The sequence below is a fragment of the Neobacillus drentensis genome, assembly GCF_036966985.1.
Classification (GTDB): Bacteria; Bacillota; Bacilli; order Bacillales; family Cytobacillaceae; genus Neobacillus; species Neobacillus drentensis_E.
Genome location: NZ_JBALSN010000094.1, coordinates 1 through 9,576, shown reverse-complemented (window position 1 = coordinate 9,576; position 9,576 = coordinate 1). Strand labels below are relative to the sequence as shown.

The 9,576-nt window shown below is 37.4% G+C and carries 10 protein-coding genes and 1 pseudogene; 4 read left to right on the top strand and 7 right to left on the bottom strand.

Going from position 1 to position 9,576, the window contains the following annotated elements; all coding sequences use genetic code 11:
* Positions 1 to 134 precede the first annotated feature (134 nt).
* The 4 genes and pseudogenes from V7659_RS06795 to V7659_RS06780 form a co-directional block, all read right to left on the bottom strand.
* Positions 135 to 905: a nucleotidyltransferase domain-containing protein gene (locus V7659_RS06795; protein WP_335538966.1), complete on the bottom strand. Its 771-nt coding sequence runs from the start codon at positions 903 to 905 to the stop codon at positions 135 to 137.
* 2 nt (positions 906 to 907) lie between these two features.
* Positions 908 to 1,737, bottom strand: a pseudogene (pabC, locus tag V7659_RS06790) (aminodeoxychorismate lyase).
* Positions 1,738 to 1,739: 2 nt separating this feature from the next.
* The gene (pabA, locus tag V7659_RS06785; protein ID WP_335538964.1) at positions 1,740 to 2,333 is read right to left on the bottom strand and encodes an aminodeoxychorismate/anthranilate synthase component II; all 594 of its coding nucleotides are present in this window, start codon (positions 2,331 to 2,333) and stop codon (positions 1,740 to 1,742) included.
* Between the two features lie 5 nt (positions 2,334 to 2,338).
* Entirely contained in the window at positions 2,339 to 3,730 is a 1,392-nt protein-coding gene (locus V7659_RS06780) for an anthranilate synthase component I family protein (protein ID WP_335538963.1), read from the bottom strand.
* 161 nt (positions 3,731 to 3,891) lie between these two features.
* Between V7659_RS06780 and V7659_RS06775 the strand changes: the two genes are divergently transcribed.
* The 4 genes from V7659_RS06775 (at position 3,892) to V7659_RS06760 (ending at position 7,429) form a co-directional block, all read left to right on the top strand.
* Positions 3,892 to 4,587: a response regulator transcription factor gene (locus tag V7659_RS06775; RefSeq protein WP_335538962.1), complete on the top strand. Its 696-nt coding sequence runs from the start codon at positions 3,892 to 3,894 to the stop codon at positions 4,585 to 4,587.
* The gene (locus V7659_RS06770) at positions 4,584 to 5,945 is read left to right on the top strand and encodes a sensor histidine kinase (RefSeq protein WP_335538961.1); all 1,362 of its coding nucleotides are present in this window, start codon (positions 4,584 to 4,586) and stop codon (positions 5,943 to 5,945) included. Before V7659_RS06775 ends, V7659_RS06770 begins: the two co-directional genes overlap by 4 nt.
* Before the next feature lie 68 nt (positions 5,946 to 6,013).
* Positions 6,014 to 6,805: a PepSY domain-containing protein gene (locus V7659_RS06765; RefSeq protein ID WP_335538960.1), complete on the top strand. Its 792-nt coding sequence runs from the start codon at positions 6,014 to 6,016 to the stop codon at positions 6,803 to 6,805.
* Between the two features lie 126 nt (positions 6,806 to 6,931).
* On the top strand, positions 6,932 to 7,429 hold the full coding sequence (locus V7659_RS06760; protein ID WP_335538958.1) for a PepSY domain-containing protein: 498 nt from the start codon (positions 6,932 to 6,934) through the stop codon (positions 7,427 to 7,429).
* Between the two features lie 184 nt (positions 7,430 to 7,613).
* Here the strand turns inward: V7659_RS06760 and V7659_RS06755 are convergent, their stop codons facing one another.
* The 3 genes from V7659_RS06755 to V7659_RS06745 form a co-directional block, all read right to left on the bottom strand.
* A complete protein-coding gene (locus V7659_RS06755) occupies positions 7,614 to 7,808 on the bottom strand; it encodes an IDEAL domain-containing protein (RefSeq protein ID WP_026566206.1) in 195 nt (64 codons plus the stop codon).
* Between the two features lie 157 nt (positions 7,809 to 7,965).
* Positions 7,966 to 8,808 (bottom strand): ABC transporter permease subunit, encoded by an 843-nt coding sequence (locus V7659_RS06750; RefSeq protein WP_335538955.1) that lies wholly within the window; start codon positions 8,806 to 8,808, stop codon positions 7,966 to 7,968.
* A partial coding sequence (locus V7659_RS06745) for an ABC transporter ATP-binding protein (protein WP_335538953.1) occupies positions 8,801 to 9,576 on the bottom strand: 776 nt, incomplete at its 5' end. The genes V7659_RS06745 and V7659_RS06750, both read right to left, overlap by 8 nt.

The window sequence follows — 9,576 nt, the reverse complement described above, 5'->3', positions numbered from 1 at the left end:
AACAAAAATTTGCAGAAATTATGAATTTTTATACCTCTCACAATTATCAACCGCTAATATTTATATAAAACAATGAGCCACTTTTGAAATAAAGTGGCTCACAAAGTAATTTAAACTTTTTTAGACTGAGGTGATTATGCCCATACCTCATCAAGAATATCTCGGAATAGATTATCCAAAACTGGGGTCATATCCTCTTTGGAAACTTTAAGGGTTTTCGTGTATTCCTCAAGGCGATTGATTTCTTTTTCTAAAAAGTCATTTATGGTATTTACCTTCGGCTCAAGGTTGAGCTCATCACCGTTGATTTTCCTTTCAAGCAAGGTAGAGATTTCCTGCTTTAACTGGTCCTCTTCAAGAAGATCTTCTACTAATATTTGAAATTCAATAGGCGGGACTGTATGGTATCTTTCAATCCATAAACAAGCTAATACCGGTCTTAGGACATAAAAGTACTTTTTAATTTTCACATGATCACCGCGGAGATAATCGCGGAAATTACCTTTTGCCATATTTAAGTAATGATAAAGTGCGGATTGCGGTAAAAACACTTGATTCTGGATTGCTTTTAATTTATCTACTAATGAAAAGGCTTGATAATAGACAATTCCCGAATGGAGCCACTCCATTAGCGGTGGATTGGATTTTCGAAAGAGTTTGAGCGCCTTTCGTATTTCCCAACCATTAATATCAAGGAGGTCATTAATTGGCAGTTCAATCACTTCTCGCTTTTGGTCAATGCTCAAATACCAGTCCTTTTGATGGACATAAATAAACCGGACATCATAATCACTATCCTTAGAAGGAAATCCCCATGCTCTGCTCCCAGACTCGACGGCTAGACAGACTTTTACTTCATATTGCTCTTCAATTTTTTTGATTTCAGCGAGTATTTTTTCTTTCAAGGTTATTCACTCCTTAATCCATGCCCTGACCACAGACTTTTACAATAGTGGCGATATTCACGATGCAATACTTGTACTATTTGGCCTCGTTTACCAGGAAATTCATGTCCTTCAAATGTAGAAATGGGGACGATCTCTTGAATGGAATTTGTGACAAACATCTCATCGGCCTCTAGGCTGTGTTCCAAGGAATAAAGCCCCTCTTCTACACTCAGATTATGTTTCTTCGCTAACTCACTAACAAACTGGCGTGTAATCCCATTTAAAATACCAGTTTGTACGGAAGGGGTGTATACGACATTTCCTTTTACCCAAAAGATATTAGAGACGATTCCTTCTGCTATGTCCCCTCTCTCATTGAGGAAAATCCCTTCTGTATCTGCAGCATGTCCTATCTCTCTTTTTGCCAAGATATTATTCATAAAATGATGGGACTTCAGACGTTCACTTCCTTCGGGACTGTTTCGTTTCAACTCCAATAAAACCGCCTTTTTTTCCGTTAAATCCCCTGCCTGAGGTAAAGGTTTAGGAAAAAAAAGAATGTTTGGGTTAGTATACGGTTCTACTTGCAAACCAATATCCCCTATCCCCGCCGAAACATTTAGCCGCAGGTAAGCATTGTTCAAATGGTTTACTTTTAATAATTCTTGCAAGATGTCATTCGTTTCTTCACGCTCAAAACGATAGTTGATGTTTAGAACCTCTAATCCTTGATTAAGGCGCTCTAAATGGTCATCTAGCAGGAAAGGANNCCATATAAAAAACCATGATCAAACGGGGAAAGTACTGCCTCTTCTTTTGTTAAAAATTGTCCGTTTATATATATCACCATAATTAATGACCCTTTTGTATTACGATATTTTTATAATGATGGACAAAGTTTCTCAAAAGCTCTTTTCCTGAGGTAGTTAAAATAGATTCTGGATGAAACTGTACTCCTTCAATTGGTAACTCCTTATGACGGATTGCCATAATTTCTCCCTCTTTTGTCCAAGCAGAAATCTCAAAGCATTCAGGCAATGTCTCTCGTTTGACGATTAAGGAATGGTATCGAGTAGCAGGAAAAGGGTTTGGCAAACCTCGAAAAATCGTCTTTCCGTCATGATACATATTCGATGTTTTCCCGTGCATCAGCCTTTCCGCTCGAATAACATCTCCATTAAAAGCCTGGGCAATTGCTTGCTGGCCGAGGCACACACCAAATATCGGGATTTTCCCGGCGAATGCTTGAATCGCATCCAAGCTGATTCCCGCTTCATTTGGACTGCATGGCCCTGGAGACACCATTAAAAATTCAGGCTGTAGTTCTTTAATCTCCTCAATCGATGTTTGATTATTTCGCTTTACCACTAATTCTTCTCCCAATTCACCTAAATATTGCACTAAATTAAAGGTAAAAGAATCGTAATTATCTATCATAAATATCATTGCTCTTACTCCTCTGCCATTTCTTTCGCTTTCCATAATGCAGCTGCTTTTTTCATCGATTCTTTGTACTCATGCTTTGGATTAGAATCAATAACGATTCCTGCCCCTGCCTGCACATGTGCCATCCCATCTTTAACAAGCATGGTGCGGATAATAATGTTTAATTCTAAATCGCCGCTAAAATCAATCCAGCCAAGAGAACCGGTGTACACTCCTCTTTGAACGGGCTCAAGTTCCTCGATTATTTCCATTGTACGGACTTTAGGAGCGCCAGTTATAGTCCCTCCTGGGAAAACAGCATCAATGATATCAAAGCTTGATTTGTCATCCGCTAATTCTCCTCTTACATTGGAGACAATATGCATGACATGGGAATACTTTTCAATGACCATAAATTCATTGACCTCGACGGTTCCATACTTACATACCCTACCAAGATCATTTCGCTCTAAATCCACCAACATCACATGTTCCGCACGCTCTTTTTCATTTTCAATTAATTCATTCGCGAGTTGGATGTCTTCTTCGTGATTTTTACCCCTTGAACGAGTGCCTGCGATCGGACGTGTACTTACTTCTAGTCCGTCCTTTTTAACAAGAAGTTCAGGCGACCCACTTACAAGTTGAAATTCCGGAGTATGAAGATAGGCCATATAAGGAGAGGGATTTAAGGACCTTAATTGTTCATACACTTCTATTGCTTCTATATCAATCGGTTTTGATTGGCGGACGGCAAGGTTCACCTGAAAAACATCGCCTTGTCCAATATATTGCTGAATCTTAATTACAGCCTGAATAAATTCATCTTCTGTCATTGAAACCTCTAGATTATTATCGTTACTTTCTCTAGGTTTTGTTGTTTGAATGAAAGGGATTTCTGAAGTCCATCGTTTTTCCCAAAAGGAAATTTTCTCCTCCATCCCCTGGTCATTTTCAGCTAAAAACATAAGCCACAAAATCTCTTCTTTATGATCAAAGACAAACCATTCGCTCACAATAAAAAAGTAGATTTCCGGTATTTGTAAGTCATCTGTTGCAAGATCCGGAAGGACTTCAATGTACCTAGCATAATCATAGCTTATGTAACCAATTGCACCTCCCAGGAAACTAGGAAGACCTTCTATTTTATCGACATGATACCGGTTCATATATTCCATCAATAAGTGTAATGGATTCCCTTCCTGTTTCTCGGTACCATTTTCATTTTGAATTTCAAGCATATGGTTTTTCCCTTTTATTATCGTCTCAGGCTGAAATGCAGCAATGCTGTAACGCCCGCCGCGGCCGCTTTCTAACAGCACATGATGGGTGCTATTCTCCGCTAGGACACGATATTGACTGAAAAACCTTGAATAAGTAAAAGGGATTTTCTTACAGTATAAATGAAGTTGCTTCAACCAATTCACTCCTTAACTTTTCTCTTTTTTCATCATACTTGAAAAGGGTGTCAGGCACCACTCTTGTTGTGAGGTTGCAGGTCGATATTTTTTTTATCATTAACTGGCTGTGGAAAAGTGTTATAAATTAGTAATATTCAATTTCTAAGGGGGGCTCACTTATGAAAAAGGAAACCATTCTAGTGGTTGAAGATGAAGAAAAGATTGCTCGGCTTCTTGAAATCGAACTTGAGTACGAAGGATATGTGGTAACAAAGGTAATGGATGGTCTTGAAGCATTTGAGGCATACAAGAATGGAAAATGGGACTTAATATTACTTGATGTCATGCTGCCTGGAATTAGCGGCATTGAACTGCTCAGGCGGATACGGTTAAACGACCAAATTACACCTGTTCTATTACTAACTGCCAAAAGCTCGGTTGAAGATAAAGTGTCAGGACTGGATTATGGGGCAAATGATTATATAACAAAGCCCTTTCAAATTGAAGAGGTATTAGCGCGGGTACGAGCTGCTTTAAGGGTGAAAGCTGTAGAACAGCCTCAGGAAGACGAGAGTTTATTAACATTTGCTGACCTAAAAATAAATCCAAAAACAAGGGAAGTTTTTCGTGGAGAAGATGAAATTGAATTAACTCCTAGAGAATTCGATTTGTTGGTTTATTTATTAACAAATAAGCGGCAAGTATTAAACAGAGATCAAATTTTGGAAGCTGTTTGGGGTTATGACTTTATCGGTGACACAAATGTAGTCGATGTATATATTCGATATGTCAGAAAAAAATTAGAACAGCAGAATAAGCCCGCATTAATCCATACCGTCCGTGGTGTCGGGTATGTCTTAAAGGAAGCTAAATGAAACTAAGTAATAAAATAAACTTTTATACTGCCGTGTTATTTGCCGCCTTATTAATAATGATGAATCTATCTGTTTATTACACCTTTAACAAATTAATTCTCAACAGTGAATTAATCACCTCCACAAAGGAAATGGAAAAAACGACAAATGATATTGGGAAATCACTTGGTTCCATTTCTGAGGCAGAACTATTACGTTCTTACGTCCCTATCAAAGGAATGATCCAATTTGTCACAGAAAATAACAAACCTTTATCAACAGTCACAAGCCCCACAGAGCAAGCTTTAATTGGAAGAAAAGCCAAATTTCATCAAGGGGAAGTTAGTACTTTTATTGTTTTTCAAAAAAAGTCATATACCTTTGAGTCTATGCCTATTATTTTACTAGATGGAAGTGTCGCAAATCTTCAAGTGACTAAAAGCATTCAGCCGGCAACTGATAACTTAAAAATTCTGAGGCTAGTCTTGATTTTGGTGACACTGCTGGCACTAATTCCTGTAGTTGTTTCCAGCCGGATTCTCAGTAAACTAATTACCAACCCTGTTACATCCATGATTAAGACTATGAAAGAAATTAGACAGAGCGGCCGCTTCAAGAGGCTGACCCTTGATGGAAAATCCAAGGACGAACTTTATCAAATGGGAGAAACCTTTAACCATATGATCGATTTACTTGAAACAAATTACGAAAAACAAAAACAGTTTGTTTCGAATGCGTCCCATGAATTTAAAACCCCCTTAACCATTATTGAGAGCTATGCAAGTCTTTTAAAGCGGAGAGGATTAAAGGAACCGGAGCTTTTTGCCGAATCGATTGAAGCGATTCATTCCGAAGCAGTTCGCATGAAAGACATGACTGAACAGCTGTTACTGTTGGCTAAGCATCACGAGCAGTGGAATATCCAAAAGTCTGAGCTTAATCTTAGCGATTTTATGCTGCGAACGGTTAAGGCCTTTCAAAGTGCTTATAATAGAGAAATACATTTTCAGCAGAAAAACAATTTACAGAAAATGGTTGTTACGGATGAAAAGAAACTAAAGCAGCTAATATATATCTTTCTTGATAATGCACGGAAATATAGTGATGATGCCATTACAGTTAATATAGGAATAAAGCATGATGAGGCATTTATAAGTGTAGCCGACAAGGGAATCGGCATTCAAAAAGATGAACTGCCAAAGGTCTTTGACCGTTTTTACCGTGTTGATAAAGCAAGAAATAGAAAAAAAGGCGGTTCAGGACTTGGCTTATCATTAGCAAAGGAAATTGCTGATGCCATTGGTATCAGGATTCACCTTGAAAGTGAAGAAGGAGTTGGAACCACGGCAACTCTTTTTATTAAAACTAATAAAAATTAATCCATTTCTCAGCAATTTTTAATCTTCATATTAGAAAATAAATGTACTTAACGTGGTGAGGTGAAAGAATGAAGAAAAAAACTGGGTTTTGGATGATAATAGGCTTTCTTATTTTTGCCTTTCTCATTTATTTTAGTTGGCAAATGTTCGGCCCGACCGAAGCATCGGATGAAATTTTATCAAAACAGGCAGCACAAAAGCTTGTCCAGGACCGCTATCAGGGAACAGTTATTCAAATTAAGTTAACTGATGAGCAATACCATATAGATTTAGAGAAAAAAGATACTATTTATCAGATCGAACTAAATGCGATTTCTGGAAAAGTCCTGTCATTTATCAAAAAAGAAACGAAGTCTCCACCTCTTAATCAACCAGAGGTTACAATTAAATCAGAAGATGAAATTAGAAAAATCATCTTAGCCAAGGTAAAAGGAACGATTACATCATTTGAAAAAATAACCAGCGAGGACGAAACAATTTACAAGGCAGTCGTAAAAGAAGGAAATAATCAAACTACACTCACAGTGGATGCTCATACTGGAGAGATTCTCTTATCAACTACTACACAAAATAATACTTCTTCCACTAAGAGACTTACTGAGGAAGAGGCACGTGATATTGCAAAGAAACAAGTGAATGGGATTGTGGAACATATTTGGCTGGAAACAAAAGGCGAACAAACTTACTACCTTGTTGAAGTTGAGACCCAGGATGACAGAGAAGCAATTGTACAAATCCATTCCATTACAGGCAATGTTATGTCGGTTTCATGGGACGATCGCAGTAGTGATGATGATGATGATAAAAATGATGATTCTAAGCAACGCGGCAAGGATGATAAAAAGGAAGATGATGACTAAAGTAAAGAACAGATAGTTTACACTACTGATAATTCTCATTAAATTCTAATGTTTTTCCCCCTTTGGCTCTAATCTTCACTGGATATTCTATTAGTGTAGTAAACAAACACAAAGGAGGAATTTTTAATGAAAAATAAATTTATTGTTGGTGCATTATCTGGGTTGTTAATCTTGGGCGGGGCCGTTGCAGTGGGGGCTTCAAAACATGATACACGAGCTGAGGATTCTATCCATCAGGAAGATAAAAAAATAAGAGCAAATGTTACTGGAAATGACCAGGGCCAAACAACTATTAAAGTGGAAACTGATGACAGCAATAATACAGCAGCAACTAATTCTAATTTAATTACGGCGGAAAAAGCAAAAGAGATTGCAATTAGTGAAGTAAATGGAACAGTAGTTGAAATTGAACAAGAATTAGAGCATGGTAGAATGGAATATAAAGTTGAGCTAAACACGAGCACGGGTGAAGCAGAGGTAAGAATCGATGCTGAATCCGGAAAAGTAGTTAGAGTTGAGCGCGATGATGATAACAGCGACGACGATACAAAGACCGATGACGACAACAAAGCAGATGACGGCGCTCATCAAAACAGACATAGCGGCGATGACGATAATAACTGAGATGATTCTTGTGAGTAATCCCCCAATAAAGGAACCAATCCAATTGGATTGGTTCCTTATTTTTTGAATCATTAATGAAAATTAGATTTTTGTTAAGGACACTCATTTATATGTAAACAGAAAGAAGCCCATCCATATTTGGATAGGCTTCTTTTTTAAAGAATAGGATCCGTTAATCGATAACTTAAGAAATCTTTTTTAACTCTTCTGTTAATTTTAGGAATAATTCCTTATCCCCGTGTAGTAATGTGTGGTCGATTTCCTTGCGGATTTTCTCCCGTCTAAATTCTAGCAGGGCATTATTTAGAAACATTTCTGCAACAACAGCATCTGTATTCTCATCCGAATGTTGTGGTGAATTAAGTAATTTCTTTTCCATGGAAATCAACTCCTTACGTTTTTTCTAATTATACAGTCAGTTTTCTAAAAATTCAAACATTTTGTTCGAAAAAAATAAAAAAAATTTTTTTACAAAAAAATTGGTGTCAGGCACCACACAAAGACATTTGTCCGCCTTTTGCGGACAAATGCAGGTTTTAGTGAATTTGGCTTTCAAAAAGGGTGTTTCTTTGGTTAAATTTGGTGATGAGTTTAAGGAGGATTCCATTAGCAACCAGTAAACCTACTCCAATTAAGAATAAGGTTAGTGGACTTAGGAAGAAAAGACCACTAACTTGGCTGATAATAAGGCCGACGACAGGTAAAACCATAATACCGCCAAATTGTTGTGCTTCCTGAAAAGATTTTACTCTGGCGGAAACTAGCACATTCAAAACAATATTAAAGATTACTAAGGCTGGGATCACCCAAAACATTAAAAGCAACCAGGTTGAATTCAAAAATAAAATTTCATTAAAAATTCGATAAGTAATTAGATTTACAATCACGGCATTAAGTAAAAAAGCCACAAACGTTATGAGTATAGTAGGGATGAAGGATGCAATCACCTTGCCAAAAAACAATTCAGAAACTGTGATCGGAGCAAATAATAATGTTTCCAATGTATTTCTCTCCTTCTCCCCTGCAAAGCTGTTCGAAGAAGTAACCATAGAATTGATAATAGCAGTCATTAAGAAAAACGGGATGATCATAAAGTTCAAGAAAAAATAAACCGATTTGTACCCTAGTGTCGGAAGCGAAGCTAGGGTATTCCTTAACTCTTCATTCGGAAAGTTCTTGATGATGGCATTGATTGGTTTTTCTAGATCCTTAGAGGAATCCCCAATTAATTCTGTATTTAGACCAACATAAGCAAATATTGCTGGGAGTAAAATGCATAGAAGTAAAGGAAGGATGATCATTGGTACCCATATCTTTTTGGAAGAAAAAGTGTTCTTAATATCTTTTTGAGCGACGGCAGCAATAATGTTCTTATTCATGCTTTTCCCCCCTTATTTTAAAATATAACGACTCCAAACTTCTATTGGTAATATCACACGAATGGATCCACGTTTCACTCAGAATACTCTTGAGTAGACCTGGAATTTCATTTTTTGATGGAAGATAAAACTCAATATTATGCCGATCTTTTCTAATGTAAGCAAAGCCCCTATATGTCTTTGGGTCGATTGGCAAGAGACCAGTTTCAACCAAAAGGGTAACCTCAGTTAAATAGCGATCCTCTAATTCGCTTCTAGTTCCCTTCTCGACGATTTGACCACCCTTTAAAAATAAGAATGAATCACATATAGTCTCTAGTTGATGCAGGACATGTGAACAAATGACAATCGTGACCTTTTCTTCCTTATTTACTTTTTTTAGGTAATGAATCACATCGTTTATCCCTTCAGGGTCTAAACCATTTGTGGGTTCATCCAGGAACAAAAGCGCAGGTTTATGGAGCAACGCCTTTGCAAGGGTAATTCTTTTTTTCATCCCTGTTGAAAACGTGCCCACTAATTGGTCCTTCTTCTCAATCATTTCAAATTGCTCAAGCAGATGAGTGATGCGCTTTGGGTCATAGGCATTATAGATTTTAGAAAAAAAGACTAGATTGTCCCATGCACTCATGTCATGGTACAAAGCGGCACTCTCCGTTACAATTCCCGCCCTCTTTCTGATTTCATCCCCCTCTGTTTGGGGATCATATCCCATTACCTTCATCTGACCGCTTGTAGCATTAATTACTCCATTTAACAAACGAATCA

Coding starts and splice junctions, on each gene's coding strand:
- pabA (WP_335538964.1), bottom strand. CDS start 2,333: ATGATATTTATGATAGATAATTACGATTCTTTTACCTTTAATTTAGTG.
- V7659_RS06775 (WP_335538962.1), top strand. CDS start 3,892: ATGAAAAAGGAAACCATTCTAGTGGTTGAAGATGAAGAAAAGATTGCT.
- V7659_RS06770 (WP_335538961.1), top strand. CDS start 4,584: ATGAAACTAAGTAATAAAATAAACTTTTATACTGCCGTGTTATTTGCC.
- V7659_RS06765 (WP_335538960.1), top strand. CDS start 6,014: ATGAAGAAAAAAACTGGGTTTTGGATGATAATAGGCTTTCTTATTTTT.
- V7659_RS06760 (WP_335538958.1), top strand. CDS start 6,932: ATGAAAAATAAATTTATTGTTGGTGCATTATCTGGGTTGTTAATCTTG.
- V7659_RS06755 (WP_026566206.1), bottom strand. CDS start 7,808: ATGGAAAAGAAATTACTTAATTCACCACAACATTCGGATGAGAATACA.
- V7659_RS06750 (WP_335538955.1), bottom strand. CDS start 8,808: ATGAATAAGAACATTATTGCTGCCGTCGCTCAAAAAGATATTAAGAAC.